Consider the following 19,128-nt stretch of genomic DNA (forward strand, 5'->3'; position numbering starts at 1 on the left):
TTCAGCTTTTATTTTTTATTTTAAAAGCTGATTCTTTTTATTTTTTTATTTAAACACTTTGATTCTATTTATTTTATTCTTAACTTAATAATCGTTCTTATTTATCGTAAATGGTTTAATTTAAGTTATTTAATGGCTTATTGGAAGTTATTTATTTAACCTTTTTTTAAGCTTTAAGTAACTTTTATTCAAAGTTCGATTCTTTGATACGATCTTTTAAAAAATACAATTATCAATTTATAACTATATAGGAGAGCTTAAATGAACTTTAAAAAACTTTTAATGATTTCATTAATCTTATTATTTGTCTTATCAGTAGGATTTAGCACAGCAAGCGCTATAGACTCTGATAATCTATTAGATGAAAATAATAATATTAATGTTAATTATATTGATTCTGATAATTCAGATTCTATTTTAATTTCTGACAATTCAAATGATGCTAAATCAAATAATTTAATATTAAATAATTCTATAAATAAAAAAGAATTAAATGATAATTCTAATTCTAATTCTAATTTAGAGTGTGATTCTTCAATCAATGAAAATTTAGATTTAGAAAATAATTACAAAATTAATGAAAAATCTGCAGGTCTTAAAGACAATACAAATACAATATACGTATCTGTAGACGGAAATGATGAAAATGATGGTTTGACTCTAGAAACAGCAGTTGCAAACATATCAAAAGCTGTCTCACTTGCTGGAGAAGGATACACCATCCACATATCCAGCGGTACTTATGAACAAAACAAGTCCACACAACTGTCTCATGCATTTAACTTTATTGGAGAGGATGGAACAATAATTAAAAGAATAGGCACAGCAAATGCCTTTACATACACTTCAGACACTAAAAAGACAATAAGCTTTAAAAATATAATATTTTCTTCAACCACTCCAAATCCAAGCAATCCAATATTAAGCATGGCTGGAGGCGCCGATTTGCAAATAGACAACTGTACATTTACAGATGCAATTGCAGGTAGAAACGGCCTTATCAGATATTTGGGATCAAGTACAGGAAAGATTACAAACACCAATTTCATTGGATTGACCGGCTCTACAAGCGCTTCATCCAGCTATATCACTGCACTTGCCCAATCTAAGGTAAAGGTTGAGAATTGTACCTTTGCAAATATCAATGAACCAGGCTTTTTAAATTCACTTGTTTATGTCAATAACAATGAGACTAATTTAACATTGGTCAACTGTGTTTTTAATAATATAACCGGCAATTTGAATGCTGTTGTTAATAATAGAGGGTATATGCAGATTAAAAATTGCAGTTTCACTGATATTTCATTAAGCGGAAACAGCCCAAGAGGAATTGTATGGTCTTCAGAAACCATTTCAAAAAATTCAATCACTTATATAAACTCATCTGTATTCATTAATAATTCTGTAAATACAGAAGTGGTTGTAAACAGTTCAGTCATTCAAGCCAAATCTCCTACTATAGTTGAATACAGTGCATTTTTAGACAATGATGTTGTTTTTATAATCAACAATGACAATGACACTGATGTAACTGCAAATTACAATTGGTGGGGAACTAATGAGGGCCCTAAAAACTGCAGTGTAAATAGAGAATCTTCTGCTAGTTCTAATCCTTCCTCCTCTAGTGAAGAAAAGATATCTCTAGTCTCAGATGGAGTTACAGTTGACAATTGGGCCATTATGACAGTAGATCTAGAAACTTCAGGCCTGATTGCAGGTGAAGACTATCCAATCATAATCAATATCAATAAATACATGAATGAAAGGGGAGAGATAGACTCTTCAGTAGAATATGGAATAAGCGGTGCCGAAATATTATTAAGCTCTCAAATAGGGACCTTCAATTCCGATTTCATAATTTACAATGAAGATAATGGAAACATAATTCAAAATCAGGCGAAAGTCTATACAAATAATGGAGCTGTAACAGTTTTCTATAAAGCTACCGAAGAAGGTTCAGATACACTTAATATCAGTTCCGGATATGAAGAAATAGTATACAACCTTGAATTCGGACAATCAATTGAATATAATGACATTTATGTTTCTAAAGATGGAAATGACAACAACGATGGTCTTAGTAATGAAACCTCTGTATTAACCATTGCAAGGGCATTGGAGATAGGAGAAAATCTAAATTCAAATATAAGAATTCACATAGGCAGTGGAAGCTATCATGAGAGTGGATTTGAATTAAATGGAACTTACACAGTTCAAGATGGTGTCTTGCAAGTTAAAAGAACCACATACTCATTCATCGGATATGGAAATGTGGTAATTGACGGAGATGGCCAAAACAAAAGCCTATTCACAGTTCGAAACAATTCAGTTTCATATAAAAACATCAGATTTACAAATGTTGACGGTGCCACATACGGTGGGGCAATAAATGGTGACAACTTATATCGAAGGACTGCGTATATTGATTTGACAATTAATAATTGTACCTTTGATGACCTGCATGTTAAATCTAGTGGAGGCGCTATTTATTTAAATTACGTCAGTGGAAGGATCTCCATAAACAATACCAAATTTTATAATCTTACTACCAATTCAAGTTGGGGTGGGGCCATAAGCGCTGAAGAGGCCTTTGATCTTGCAAGAGTTAAGGTGACTAACTCTGACTTTAGGGACAATTATGCAAACAATGCCCCTGCAATGTATTTGAGGGTGAGCAATGTAACAGTCTTAAATAGCAATTTTATAAATAACAGCGCTAAATATTATCCTGGAGCCATTCACTTTTATAATGCCTCTGCAATTATAGAAAACTGTGTCATAGCAAATAACTCTGCTAAGAAGGATTCTGCTGCAATAAAGATAAGCGAAGGCACTAATGATGTTGGAAATAAGATAATCATCAAATCATGTATCATTGAAAATAATAGCGCTCGAGATGAGATTTCCCCTGCAATCTATGTTGAAAAGGGTGCATTGGACATATCCTACTCATCTGTCGTTAATGACTTGTCCATTGCAACAAGAACCTATTACTCTAATCTATATGGTCTCCAACAAGGCGTTGCTATAGCAAATAATAACTGGTGGGGACTTAGCAATCCATTTGGAGAAAATGAGATTGGAGGAAACTATTCATCATTATTAGGTGGCGTATTTAACGGATCTAACATTACTGTAGACAGTTGGGTTATTTTAAATGCAGTCTTAAATGATACAGGTGTTTTAAAGGTTGGAAACATTGTAAATATTAGTATTGACTTTAATCATGTAAACACTACAAGAGGAGAGATAGAGCTCTTGTCTGGAGGCAAGATACCTAAAGAGTACACTTTACGCTTAAACGCAACTGGAGGTATCGTTTATCCAAACTATATGAAGACAGTTAAGGGAGAGGCTAATTCCAAGTTTACAGTTAGGGATTTGGATAATCTTGGAGATGACTTTGCATCCTGCGGATTTGATATTATATCCGACAATGAGATTACCCATATAGTCTTTGAAATAAACAATTATAAAGGGGTAATTTTTGTATCCATGTCTGGAAATGATGATTGCAACGGCTCTATGGATGCTCCTGTAAGAACAATCAATAAGTCTATAGAGCTTGCTCTTGATGAGGAGTTTGGTTCTCATGAGATATTTGTTCTTCCAGGGACCTATGAGGCATATGGCATAGAATTAGACAGCACATACCTTAGCATTACAGGTTCTGGCAGGGACAGCACAATTCTGGATGGAGTAGGATATACAGGAGGAATCTTCAATATATTTGAATCAGAATTGACTGTTAAAAACCTTACCGTTATAAATGGAGTCAATACAGTCTCCTCTGGTGGCGCATTTACAAATATGGGCAATTTGACTTTAGAGGGTGTCAATGTCTCAAACTGTCAAGTAAGGAATGCAAATGGTGCAGCAATCTATTCTGTCGGCAATCTTAATCTTATAAACTCAAGCTTTGTTAAGAACACAGCATTATCAGGCAATTATGCAAACGGAGGGGTTATTTATGCCGATGGATATTCCACTTCCCTTCCATATCCTCCAAGCTTGAACATAACTGACTGTGAATTCATTTCAAATGCAGCACAAGGATCAACATTCGGCGGAGGAGTAATCTATGCACAGTACCTTGACGGATATAAGTCAATCAAAAACTCCAAATTCATCAATAACACTGCAGAATTCGGAGGAGCAATATTCCTGCAGGACTCCGAAGGGGATTTCATAATTGACAATACAAGCTTCATTGGAAATAAGGCAACAGGCCAAGCAGGTTCCACAAATCCATACTATGGTGGAGGAGCCTTGAACCTGATTGGAAGAACTGACGGCCGAGAGGGCAATTTCATTATTACAAACAGCCTTTTTATAAACAATTCTGCAAAGAACAGCCGTGGAGGAGGAGCTATCCTAGATCGGAATGTTGATTTGAATATAACTAATTCTGTATTTTTAAACAATACAGATACAAATAAGAGCGTTCAAGTATTTAAGGACACTACCGTTTATTTCCCTAGCGGAGGAAGAATAAGCTTGGAAGACAATTGGTGGGGAGCTAATGAGTTGAGCAGTTTATCTACAGTTGCTGCTAATGTGACTATTAACAGATGGGTGGTTATGAATTTATCTGTTGAGTTGATTGATGATCTTGATTCATGGGGTCTTAATTTAGGAAATAGTTTAGATGATGGCTTAAACACTGATTTAGGAAATACACTAACTGAAAATAATCTTAATAATTATCTAGTAAAAGTTCTTTTAAATGAGTACAACGATGGAACTCTAATAGACAATCCTAATTACTATCCTCTTCTCAGATTATACACTTTAGAATCTTCTGATGGAGAAATAAATCCTTCCTTTGGCATTCTGCAAAACAATTGTGCAACTGCCTTATTAAGCTCTAGCAATAGGGAAAATGTGATTAGGGCAACTATTGATGGAGAAACTTTGGAATTCAATACAATTGACCTTTACACAAAAACAGTTCTTGATATTGAATTTGACTCTCCAATTAAGGCAGGGGAAAATCTTACTGTCTATCTTAACCTTACAGACATAGATGATAATCCGATTAATGGAACTGTAATTTTAAACATCTCTTCTGATTTGTATGAAACAGTAGAAACAGTGAATGTAAATGAGGGCAAAGGATTTAAAGAGTTCAGCGGATTGAAAGTAGGTGTTTACACAGTTTTAGCTAATTATTACGGCCAATCAATTTATTTAGACTCAAATGATAGCAAAGTCCTTGAAATAAGTCCTATATCCAGTTATTTGGATTTAGAATCTAAGGAGATTAGTATATTCCTTGGATTTGGAAATCTAACTGGAACTTTAAGTGATGATAATGGCCCTATTTCAAATAGAAATGTTTCATTGATTATTGATGATGATACAATATTAAATGGATTAACTGATGAATCAGGACAATTTCTAATTGATTTAAGCAGTTTGAAAGTTGGAAATTATTCTGATTTGGAATTGGTCTTTGAAGGTGATGGTGATCGCTTGTCATCATCCGACCTTGTTAATATAACTGTTAAGAAGATTGTTCTTAATTTGAATTTGATTGTCGAAGATGATTCTATTGTTGTTAATTTGAGTATAGATGATTCTGTTCTTGATTATTTAGGTGTGGATGATTCATTAGATGATATAAGTCTTGAAGGATTGACAGTATTGGCTTTCATTAATGAGACTGATAGAGTCTCTGATTTAATCAATAAATCTGCAATTACAGATGATAATGGAATTGCAACTATTGACATTAGTGATCTTAATCCTGGCAATTTCACAGCTTTAGTTAGCCTAAAAGAAAATGATAATTTTGAAATAGATTCAAATAAGGATATAAACTTCTCAATTGATAGATATAAAACCAATTTAACTGCTATTATTGATGAAAATAATAGTTATATTCTTATTAATTTAACTAGTGATATAGGTCTTGATAGTAAAACTGTAAGTGTTACTATTGGTAATGAGTCTTTTGATGTTATAACTAATAGTTCTGGCCTATATGGTCTTGATATTAGTGATTTGGCCCCTGGATATTATGATTGTTTATTTGTATTTGATGGTGATGACTATTATGATTCTTCATCTGATTCTTTAAATTTCACAATCGAAAATCGTATGAGTGAATTAACTGCAATTATTGACGATAATTATGAATCTATTCTCATTAGCTTGACTTGTGATGGCATTGGCCTTGCTGGTAAAACTATAAGTGTTACTATTGGTAATGAGTCTTTTGAGCTTATAACTAATGATTCTGGTCTTTATAGTCTTGATATTGGTGATTTGGTTCCTGGATATTATGATTGCTTGTTTGTCTTTGCTGGTGATGACTATTATGATTCTTCAAGTGATTCTTTGAATTTCACCATTGACAAGTATTCAAGTGATTTAACTGCTCTAATTAGTGAAGATTCTATCCTTATTAGTTTGTCTAGTAATAATCTAGGTCTTGATAATAAAACTATAAGTGTTACTATGGGAATTGAGTCTTTTGATGTAATAACTAATAGTTCTGGTTTCTATAGTCTTGATATTAGTGGATTGGGTCCTGGAGATTATATTGATTGTCTGTTTGTCTTTGCTGGTGATGATTATTATGATTCTTCAAGTGATTCTTTGAATTTCACAATTGACAAATACGACACTAAATTGGATGCTAAAAATACCATTGGCAGTTTTGCTTTAGTAAATCTCGATGCTAAATTGACAAGTGGTGAAAATGCTCTTAAAGACAAATCCATTAGTCTTCATATTGCAAATAAGACCTTCACTAAAAAGACTGATGATCAAGGTAAAGTTGTATTTGACTTATCTTCATTTGATCCAGGTAATTATATTGCTCTATTGAGCTTTGCTGGTGATGAATATTACAAAAATTCAACTGTTTCTGTTGAAGTCATTATAAACAAGTTGAATGCTGATTTAAGCAGTGAATTTAAGGATAAAAAATTATATATTTCTTTAAGTCATAAAGGCGCTCCTGTTAAATATATGAATCTTGCTATAGAGATAATCGATTCATCAAATAAGAGTACAGTATCAAATGCACTAACAGATAATGAAGGTCATTTCATTATGGATTTAAGCGATTTAAGTCCTGATAGTTATGTTTCTATCATAAGGGCAATTGGAGATAAGATTTATAATCCTGCAAGTGATGAAATAGAATTTGTCATTGGGGGAGATACTCCATCTAAATCCACTAGAACTGCTGCAGACTTACAAAAACTTATAGATGATGCAAGTAGTGGAGATATTATAGATTTAGGTGAATATGACTATCTTAATGTTTCTAATATTAATATTACAAAGGATATTGTTCTTATTGGAAACAATACAAGCATTTCAAGTTCAGGAGATGGAAATCCAATATTCAATATTGCTACAGGGTTAAGTAGTGTTAAAATCAGTGGAATTGACTTTAATGCATCAAATGGGGATGTGATTGTTAAGGCAATTGCTCAAAACGGAACTGATTCATTGTCAATCATTGTTCCAGCTATTGAAATCACCAATAACACAGTGATGGGAGACAATATAGTTCCAGAATCCATCACTATATTAGAATTGGATTCAGATAGGGGAGTTCTTGCTCCGAATAATGAGATTTATATTGCCAATAACACTTTGGAAATCGGAATGAAACCGTTTGAATTTAAGGTCAAGAGCTTTGAAAATGATTCAAGTGCTAATGTGCCTATCGGCGGTGGGTTGAATGGCAAAAAGACTTCCATCATCCATTATGAGAATATGGACACTGTAGCAGTCAATATGGATATTGAAGGAAGAGTTGGAAAGTACTTTGAAGTCAATCTAACCGATTCAGATGGCAATCCTTTGGCAGATAAGAAGGTTCAAATAGGATTCAATGGTGTAGTATACAATAGAACTACAAACGCCACAGGCGGGGTAAAACTGCAGATAAACCTTGGATATAAGGGAACTTACACATTTGCCATCTCATATCTTGGGGATGATGAATACAATGGAAGCTTTGTAGTTGCTAAGATAAAGGTTAGCACTCAAAAGACAAGTCTTACAAGCACATCAAAGACCTATAAGGCAAGTGCAAAGACAAAGACTCTCACTGCAACACTTAAAGACTCAAAAGGCAATTTAATAGCTGGAAAAACAGTTAAATTCACTTTAAATGGAAAAAGCTATTCAGCTAAGACAAATGCAAAGGGTCTTGCTAGCGTTAATGTAAGCATCTCAAGCAAGAAGACCTATAGCTTTACAGCCAAGTATGCAGGAGATGATATGTATGCATCTTCCAGTGCAAGTGCTAAGCTTGTAATTAAATAAATTATTTGGAATAGCTTTTTAGCTATTCTTTTCTCTTTTTTTTAAACTTATTTTCCTTTTTTCACATATTAGCTTTTTTACTTATTTTAGTCTGCATCTTCCTTTTTTATTTTCTTTTTACTTATTTTAGTCTGCACCTTCCTTTTTTATTTTCTTTTTACTTATTTTAGTCTGCACCTTCCTTTTTTATTTTCTTTTTACTTATTTTTGGCTGTTTTTATCCTATTTTTAATTATCTTATTTTTGTTCGTTTATTATATAACTAATATTATTCCCTTTATTTTTTCAAAAACTTAATATAATTAACTTATTTTTTGTTTTAATCAATTGAAACGTTTTATTATAGTAATAGAATCATTTAAAAATATTTATATAAATATACTTATAAAAATAAATTTAAGTATTTGAATAATTTTTCAATCATACTTCAAAGGTTTTATTTGCTAAGACTTGTATAAAAACTGATTGAAAAGATTAGGTTTTTTCATTAAATGTTCAATGCTTAATCCAATTTAATTAGGCTATTTCTAAGATTAATCTATCTATCTCTTAGTCTAATTTCCTTATTGGTCTGTAAACTAATTAAATTTAATTATTTATCGAAAACTTTCTTTTATCTTTTATTTGGAGAGATATAATGAAGATTAAAAATATTAAATATCTACTGATATCTTTAGTTCTTCTCATGTTTCTAATAGGTGCAGCAAGTGCAGCAGATGATGCTGTTACTCTTGAAGGGGATGCTGCAGCTGTTGATTCAATTAGTGAAGATGCTAGCGCTCCTATAACTACTACGGTTAGTGAAGATGCTAGCATAGGTACTACTTTTAGTGATAGCGCTATCGAAAGCGATTCTATTCAATCTAATGATGATCTGGAACTAAAGAATGTAACTGACGTTAAACAAAAGGATTCCTCTGATGCTTTAAAAGACGGAGAATCCACTACTATTTTTGTATCCACTGGGGGTAATGACAATAATGACGGCTTAAGTTTGGAAACTGCTGTTGCCACTGTTGAAAAAGCAATCAATATAACAAAAACTGGTGGAACTGATTTCACCCTCTTGATTTCAAACGGTGATTATAACATTGAACAAATCACCATCCCTGTCGGCAAATATATTTCTATTATTGGTGAAAGCAAGGAGGGCACAATTCTTCATGCTTCCGGCGATTATGGATTTGACATTTCATACGGATGTAATTTTGAAAACCTGACCATATCTGACTTAAACAGCACTTCCTCTACAAGTGCTGCCATAAGGATTATTATGGATAATTATGATATTAATATAAATAACTGCATATTTAAAAACATTGGTTCTGCTTATGGGGCGGTTCATGTTTATTCCAATGGAAAAACCTCCATTTCCAATGTTCTTATAGAAGACTGCTTTGCTACCAAATCAGATGACTCTTCCATAATCCATGTTTCTGGAAAAGGTCCGGTTAGTTTGGATAATGTTGAAATAAGAGGCTCTTATATGCTGCCTCCTGCTTTTCCATGGAGTACCCCTTATTTGGGAGCCATTATCTTTTTAAGCAGCGCTGATCCTGATGTGACTCTAATGAATTCAAGAATTCATGATAATAATGGTTCTATTTATTCCATAATCACATCTAAAGGGAAAATTAAAATTATCAACACTACAATTTCCGATAACTGCCTTAACGCTTCATATGCAAGCATATTTTCCAGTGGAGTAAATTCCAATACTGCAACTGACATAACTGTCACTCAGTCAGTCATTGCAGACAATATTCTTGCTAATAATGCTGTAGGTCTCTTAGACGCCCGATTTGGTGTCTTTAAGGTTGACCACAATATAATCATCAACAATAAGAATGCAAATGGCAATGATCTGTCAGTAGGCGACCTTTCTGGAGCCTCTTCATTCTCCATTGACGATAACTATTGGGGTACTAATGTAAGGCCTAACGATAAAACAAGCGAATGGGTCATCTTAACTGGAGATGTAGCTGAATGCGCATTTGTAGGGGTTTGCGAAAACATTAAGATTTTCTTAAACAGCTATGTGACTGAAAGCGGCGAAATAGGTGTTATAGATGGCATGCCTACCGTTGAGTTAGCTGTGGGATATGCTCTCAATCAAGAGAATCCATCTGCTGTGACCATTAAAGATGGAGTGGGAACTATCAGTTACCTTGCTTCTATTGCTGGAGAGGAAACTTTAATCTTATCCACTGGAGATGTCTTTGAATTTAATGTAAGCTCTGAGATTGGTTCTTTAATTTTTGTCGATGGCTCTGTTGAAACATCTGGTGACGGTACACAGGAAAATCCGGTAAAGACCATCGCTGAAGCTTTAAATATAGCTGCAGACGGTAAAATCATTCTCATTAAAAATGGCACTTATAAGGAAAGCAATTTGCTTGTGGATAAGGACATTACCATAAAGCCATATGATGGCGCCGATGTAATCATAGATGGAGACAATCAAGACAGGATATTTACAGTCACTTCCACTGCTACCATAAGTGATTTAAGCTTAACCGGAGGAAATGCCACTGGTGATGGAGGTGCAATCTATCTGAATGGAGGCAATTTAACTTTATCCTTCTTAAATATCTCTAACTGTATTGCAAGTGACAATGGTGGTGCTATCGCAACTGCTGCCGGATCTGATTTATATCTTTCCAATTCAATCTTCACTGACAATTTCGCAAGCAAAGGCCAATCCATTTTCATTGGAGGGGAAGCTGAAATTTTGATGAATGATTTTGTAGCTCATATGGATGTATTAAGTCCTGATGCATCTTTCAATGCCATTAGTATAAACACAGACTCTCCTGTAAGCATCGTTTCAAATAACTTTAATGACAATGGCGCAATTAAGGGACAAGCAGTTTACATTAAGGATGCTCCTGTAAGTTTGTCTGGAAACATTATGGATGATGAAATCATTTATCTTGAAAGCGGAAGCGTAAATTCCAATCTCATTTTTATGGATGGAAAAACCCTTACCGTTGAACCGGGAGCTGATGTTAACTTAACTGCCACTCTAACTGACGATAAGGGAAATCTCATCAGAGGAGGAGAGCTCACTTTCACTGCAAATGGTGTGGCTGTTGGAGACCCTATTGATATAAGCGGCGACAATGAATTAAGAATTCCTTATACTCTTCCTTCTGACTCAGAGGGAGATATTATTATTTCCGGTTCATACAGCTTTGACAATGGCGGAACAATCGTAAACGGTACAATTGAGCCTGATATTCCATATTGGTTTATTGAAGGCGGAAGAGGATATAAAACCTTAAATGAGACCGTTGAGAATGCAGTTGCTGGAGATGTCATCTATGGCAGTCCAGGCACTTATATTGCAAATGGCATTTTCATTACAAAAGACCTTACCATTAAGGCCAATGAAACTGGAGATATCATATTGGATGGTAACGGATCTAGAGTATTTACCATAAAAAATCAAGCCACTCTAAGCTTAGTTAACTTAGACTTAAGCAATGGAGGATCTGAAGGCGGAGGATTTGTTTATATATATGCGGAAGGTGGAAATCTTAACGTCATCAATTCCACTTTAAGGGATTTGAATATTGTTGGCTATCCTGAGTCTTTCGAAGGAGGAGCTATAAAAACTTATGCTTCATCCACAATAAATATTGAATCTTCCCATTTTGAAAATATTAACTCTTCAGCTTTTGCTCCAATTCTTTCTGGTTTAGGTGGTGTTAAGCTTAGCCTTACCATAAAGGATTCCAGCTTCACTGATATTAAGGGCACTGCCATGTATGGCTTAATGAATGCTCCAGGTAAAGTGAATATTGAAAGGTCTAATTTTACAGGTATAATTGGAAATACCACTAAGCAAACTGGACTTATCTTTGCAGACTCCACTTCTAACTATTTAATTAATGAATGTCTCTTCTCTAATATTTCAACAGATTCTGTTATCCGATTTAAGAATAATGGAAATATAACTGTTACCAAATCAGTATTCCAGAACATTCAAGACACAGGGGGAGCTCTTTATATATATAATCCAGGGTCTGCCAAGGTAAATTACAATTTATTCATAGATAATACAAATCTTAATGCCGATAGCAATAGGGACATCTATTCCTATGGCTCAAATGTCGATTTGTCCTATAACTTCTGGGGAAATAACAGCAAACCTACAGAAAGCCAGATCTATGATGTTTCAAAAGCTCCTTACTGGACTATAGAGGAATTGTCCATGAATTCCGACTATATATTTACAGACGAAACTGCAGATATTGCTGTACAGTTTGTTGGAACCGATGGGGAAGAAAATCTCACTCTTGATGATGTAATGCCAGAATATAGCTTTAATCTGGAAGCCACTAATGGAACTCTTGATGCAAATACTGTAACTCTTGTGGATAATGAGGCTATTGTCACATTCACCCCTCCTTCTCTTACAGGAACTGTAACAGTTACAGCCACTCCAGGCCCTGCTGAATTGACATTTGATGTTATTGAGACTTCAAAATTGCTTGTAGTGTCCACTGCTGGTAGCGATGAAAATGCAGGTAGCTTTGAAAGCCCTTATAGAACCATTGCATATGCCTTAACTAAGGCAAACGAAACAAGAAACATTATCTATCTTATATATACTGGTGAGGACTACAAAGAACATGACTTGACTCTTGCTGGAAATCTGACTATTATGGGTGAAAATGATGAAGTGACCATTAATGCAACTATCGGCAGGATATTCCTTGTAACTGGCAATGTAAGCATTAAATCTTTAACTTTGTCTAATGGTTTTGATCAGGACTATGGTGGAGCAATCTATGTAGATGGAGGTAATTTAACTCTAGATTATGTTAATTTTAATTCTAACAGAGCTTACGGCTTAGGTGGTGCTATTGCTACTAGTTCAGAATCTAATTTATATATTTCCAATTCTATCTTCACCGACAATTTCGCAAGCTTCTTCGGAGGTGCCATTGGAACTGCTTCTGGCTCTAACTTAAGCATTGATAATTGCATATTCAGTGATAATAAGGCTAGTTACGGCGGTGCCATCTATCTTGCTGGAGAATCCCTTATCTTAACTAGCACATTTGATGGCAATCATATCTTGCTGGATGATGGAAGAGGAGGAGCCATTTATGTAAACACCACAGACTCTGTAGTGATCTCTTCGAACGAATTTGAAAACAATTTTGCATATACTGGAGAAGTGATTTACATTGAAAACGGTATTGTCACATTATCTGAAAATACAATAGACGGTGATACCATTTACCTTGCGGGAGGTAGCGTAAACTCCAATCTTGTTTTCATGGATAACTCCACTTTAAAGGTAGAATTGGGAGAGACAGTTAATTTGACTGCAAGCCTTAGTGACGATTGTGGAAATCCTATAAGAGGAGGAAGCATAATATTTACAGTAAATGGCGAAGCCATTGGAGACCCTATTGACATAAGCGGAGACAATGAATTGAAGACCACTTACACAGTTCCAATTGATGCAAGTGAAGATATGATCATTTCCGGTTCATACAGCTTGGACAATGGAGGAATAGTTAAGGCGGGTTCCCTTCACCCTTCCGTTCCTCATTGGTTTATTGAAGGTGGAATCGGATATGAATATTTATCTGAAGCCATTGATGGAGCTGAAGCTGGAGACGTAATCTACTACGACCTTCCAGAGGACTACACTGATGTGATTAGCAGCAAAACCATCAACAAGGCATTAACCATTAAAAACAATGGTACTAATATTGTTACCTTAGATGGGGATGGAAATAATGTCTTTACAGTAAGCGCTGATTTGGATTTGATTAACTTAAACTTTGTCAATGGTGGAAATACCAAAGGCGGATTCATATCACAAAGTTCAAATAACCTTAATATTATCAATTCCAGCTTTAAAAATAGTGCTTCCAGTAGCTCCGCAGCTGCAATCCTAAGCTCAAATGGTAATCTAAACATTGAATCCTGTCTATTTGAAAATATAAGTTCCAGCGCTTCAAGCAATGGTGGAATTATCTGTTATTCTGGAAGCAGCGGAAATTTAAACATTAATAATTCAGCATTCAATAACTTATCAGGTAAATATGACGGTTTCATCATATATTCCAGCACTTTTACAAATATTGCAAACTCCAATTTCACAAACCTTTTAGGTCCAACTAGCTCTGGCTATTGGGGAGGCATTTATAACAGCAAATCCTTGAATCTTACAAATTGCCAATTCATAAATGTTACAGGCCCTAAAGGTGCAGCCATCTATTCAACAGGATCACTTAATGTGACAAGGTCTGTCTTTGAAAATATTATTACAACTAATTCAGTAATTTATTCATACAGTTCCGATTCCTTTATAAATTATAACATCTTTGCAGATAACAATAAGGCCATTGATTCAACTAGAGCAAATGCAGATTACAACTTCTGGGGATCTAATGATAGACCAAGTTCAGATATTGTGAGCTCAAGCATATACCATGACTGGGTCATTGTAGAGCTTTCTTCATCCAATGATACCATATTCTTAGGATCAACTGAGGATATTTCTATAGGATTTTTGGCAACTGACGGAGAGGAAAACTCCACTCTAGAGGATGCAATGCCAAGCTATGGCTTTGAATTGACTGTCACAGATGGAACCATTGAACCTTCCCTTGTAATTCTTGAGGATAATGAGGCAAAGGCAGTTTATACTCCTTCTGCTGTAGGAACTGTAACAATTACAGCTAGCCCTGGTTCTGCTGAATTGGAACTTAATGTAATGGACAAATCCACTATGCTTATAGTGTCTGCTGAAGGTTCTGATGAAGGAGACGGCAGTTTTGAAAGTCCATATGCAACTATTGCACATGCTTTAAGTCAAGTAACCGAAACTAGAAACATTATCTATATCCTATCCTCTGATAAGGCTTATAAGGAAAGCGGATTGGTCCTTTCTGGAAACGTAATTATTATGGGTGAAGACAATTCAGTAACCATTAACGGTGGAAATGAAAGCAGGATATTCCTTGTAACTGGAAATGCAAGCATCAGTGACTTGATCCTATCTGAAGGAATGGCTGATGATTACGGTGGAGCAATCTATGTTGATGGAGGCAGCTTGGCCTTAAATAATGTGATTATTTCACAGTCCAAAGCATCTCTTGGAGGAGCCATCTATATCAACACAAGCTCTGATGTCAGCATAAGCTCAAATGTCTTTGAAGATAACGAGGCTGAAAAGGGAGAGGCGATATACATTGAAAACGGCGCTCTTACCCTAACTGAAAATGCTATGGGTAATGAAACAGTTTACCTTGCTGGAGGTAGCGTAAACTCCAATCTTGTTTTCTTGGCAAACAGCACTCTAAATGCAGAGTTTGGAAAGAACATGACTATAACTGCCACTCTAACTGATGATTGTGGAAATGTTATCCGCGGAGGTGCTGTGGTCTTAACAGTTGATGGCGAAACTATTGGAACTGTTGATTTAAGTGGAAGCGATCCTCTTGAAATTGATTTCTATGTTCCTCAAGATGCAAGTGAAGACATGCTTGTTTCAGGTTCATACAGCTTTGACAATGGAGGAACTGTCTCCACAGGAGCTATCCATCCTTGCATATTTTACTGGATAATAGAAGAAGGTAGATACGGATTTGAAACCTTGGATGAAGCAATAGACGCTTCCCGTGACAATGATGTAATCTATTATGACCTTCCAGATGATTACGAAGAAATACTTAATGACAAAGTCATTAGCCATAACTTGGTGATTAAAAACAATGGTACTGGAATTGTGACTTTAGACGCTGACAGAAGAAGAATGTTTGATTTAAGTGGAGATTTGGAGCTGAATAATTTAGTCTTTATAAATGGGGCTACTAATAAGGATGGCGGATTTATCTATCAAAATTCAGGAAGCCTTAATATTATAAGTTCCATATTTAAAGACTCTCTTTCATCATACAGCGGTGTGGTAGTCTTTTCAAATGGGGGTGACATAAGCATCGATGGCTCCAGATTTGAAAATCTGACTTCAAGGAAGGGACCTATTGACTTTGAGTCAAATAGCGGAAGAGTAGACATTAGAAATTCAGTATTTGACCATATAACCGGCAACTATGATGGATTTGTTATCTATTGCAAATCTGATTTGAATATTGAAGATTGCAATTTCACTAATCTCAACAGTACAAGGGCTACAAGTACAAATTATTATGGAGCTATCTGTCATGAAAGCGGCAGCGGTGATTTAAATATAAGTGGCTCTTACTTCAGTAATATTTATGGCCCTACTGGAACTGCTGTCTACTACAAAGGTTCCGGTACATATAACATAAGTAAAAATATCTTTGAAAACATCAGCTCCGGAGCAAATACTTGCATAATCTATGGCGGAAGCTCTGGAAACATTAACTATAATGTATTCCTGGACATTAACTGTGGCATTACCACAAGCGGAGGAAATATTGATTATAATTACTGGGGAACTAACGATTATGCCGGCCTTGGCATAAATGGAACCGTCCCTAATAATTGGATAATTATGAATGTGGTAGCAAATGATTCCGATGTGATTGCTGAAAATGAAGTTCCAATAACTGTTGACTTCAATCATTACATTGAAAATGGCGAGATTAAGGAATTGGAAGACAGTTTGGCTAAGGAATTCACTGTTCAATTCACTTCCTCTACAAGTGAATTAGACGTTGATGAAGTGAATACAACCGATCAAGTGGCTATTGCATTCTGCACTGCTGTTGTCGGAGAGAACAATATCACAGTCAAGTCAGATAATGCAGTAGTCGAAATCACCTTCAATGCAAGCGAACCTCTTGAATCTCATATGTCTGTAGATATGGATGATGACAACAATCTCATTGTCACAATCACAGATGGAGAAGGCAATGGAATTGAAGGCAAGACAGTATGTCTATTCATTGGTGATGAAGTCTTAAATGCCACTACCGATTCAGAAGGTAATGCAGTAATCGCTCTTGATGAAGTAGATGATGGTGCTTACACTGCAAAAATAAGCTTTAAGGATCCAGAGTATAAGGATATCAATGAAAACACTTTTGTTGTTATAAGAACTAATGAGCTTATTGAACCTGTAGCAGCAAATATTAGCATTGAATTATCTATTGAAGATGGCAAGGTCATTGCTAATGTCACTGATCTTGATGGAGTTCCTTTAGCAGAAAAGCTTCTTACAGTAAGCATTGACGGCGTTCCTGTTCTTGGTGCTAAGACTGATGAGAATGGTATCTATTCAATTGATGTCAGTCCTAATGCAACTGTGACTGTTTCCTGCAGTGATGTTAACGGTGCTGTTGCTAGTGCTTCTATCACTTATGTTGAAAACAACAACACTGAAGAAGTGGTTGTTATTGAGCCTGTAAGCGCTAACATTACTATTGTATTGTTAGTTGCTGAGGGTAATGTCGTTGCCTATGTGACTGATCTTGATGACGTTCCTTTAGTTGAAAAACTTCTTAGCGTAAGTATCAACGACATCCCTATTCTTGGCGCTAAGACTGATGAGAAGGGTATTTGGTCTCTTCCTATAGAGGCTAATTCAACTATTGTAGTCTCTTGCAGTGATGTTAACGGTGCTGTAGCTAGTGCTTCTATCACTTATGTTGAAAACAACAACACTGAAGTTGTTGTTGAGCCTGTAAGCGCTAATATAGTTATTGGATTATCCATAGTTGATGGCAAGGTCATTGCTAATGTCACTGATCTTGATGGCAATACTTTAGCAGATAAGCTTCTTAGCGTAAGCATTGATGGCGTTCCTGTTCTTGGTGCTAAGACTGATGAGAATGGTATTTGGTCCATTGATGCAGAAGCTAATTCCACTGTTGCAGTCTCTTGCAGTGATGCTAACGGTGCTGTAGCTAGTGCTTCTATCGCATACATTGAAAACAACAAGACTGAAGAGATAATTGTACCTGTTCCTGTTCCTGTTCCTGTAGTTGCAAATGCTACAATATCCTTAAGCACTGAAGATGGCAAATCAATCATTGCAAACTTAAAGGACCTTGACGGTAAGGCAATAGCAAACGCTACCCTTAACGCTAAAGTCAACGGTATTGAACAAAACTTAACTACAGATGCAAATGGAATAGCAACTATCCCAGTATCTGCAAACACTACTGTAGAAGTTTCATACACAGATTCCAATATGGCTACTGTAACAAGCTCAATGAGCTTGACTGTAATCGAAACCATCGTAGAGATAAACAAGACAATTGTAGTTCCTCCTATTAGAAATGCAAGCCAAATAGTCTGCAGTGACATGAACACAATTTCTGTTGCTCAAGAAGATGGAAGGGTCGGCGAATACTTCAATGTAAAACTTGTAGATGCAAACGGCAAGCCATTAGCTAATAAGTTTATCCAAATCGGATTTAACGGAAGAGTCTACGACCGTACAACCGATGAAAACGGAAGCACTAAATTGCAGATTAACCTTGCATACAAAGGAACCTACACATTCGCTATAGCATATCTTGGCGATGATAATTATAATGGTTCATTTGTTGTTTCAAAAATCAAGGTAACTCAACAGACTCCAAGCTTAAAGACAAGCTCCAAAACCTATAAGACTAGCGCAAAAACAAAAGCACTGACCGCTACCTTTAAGACAGTTGGAGGCAAGCCAATAAGCGGTAAGACAGTTAAGTTCACAGTTAACGGCAAGACATACAGCGGCAAAACCAATGCTAAAGGTGTTGCAACTGTAAATGTAAGCCTAAACAAGAAAGGAACTTATAGCTTTACAGTTAAATACGCTGGAGACGATATCTTTAAGGCAGTTAGTGCTAGCGGTAAGTTGACTTTAAAGTAAAATCAAGCTTTTCCGGGCCTTCG

2 protein-coding genes are annotated in these 19,128 nt (G+C 35.5%); both read left to right on the forward strand.

The features are described from left to right. Window positions 1–261: 261 nt before the first annotated feature. Complete coding sequence (locus MRU_RS00440; protein ID WP_012954893.1) at window positions 262–8,292, forward strand: Ig-like domain-containing protein; 8,031 nt, start codon at window positions 262–264, stop codon at window positions 8,290–8,292. Window positions 8,293–8,929: 637 nt separating this feature from the next. After that, the gene (locus tag MRU_RS00445) at window positions 8,930–19,105 is read left to right on the forward strand and encodes a right-handed parallel beta-helix repeat-containing protein (protein ID WP_012954894.1); all 10,176 of its coding nucleotides are present in this window, start codon (window positions 8,930–8,932) and stop codon (window positions 19,103–19,105) included. The last annotated feature ends 23 nt before the right edge of the window (window positions 19,106–19,128 follow it).

The organism is Methanobrevibacter ruminantium M1 (genome assembly GCF_000024185.1).
Lineage (GTDB): Archaea > Methanobacteriota > Methanobacteria > Methanobacteriales > Methanobacteriaceae > Methanobrevibacter > Methanobrevibacter ruminantium.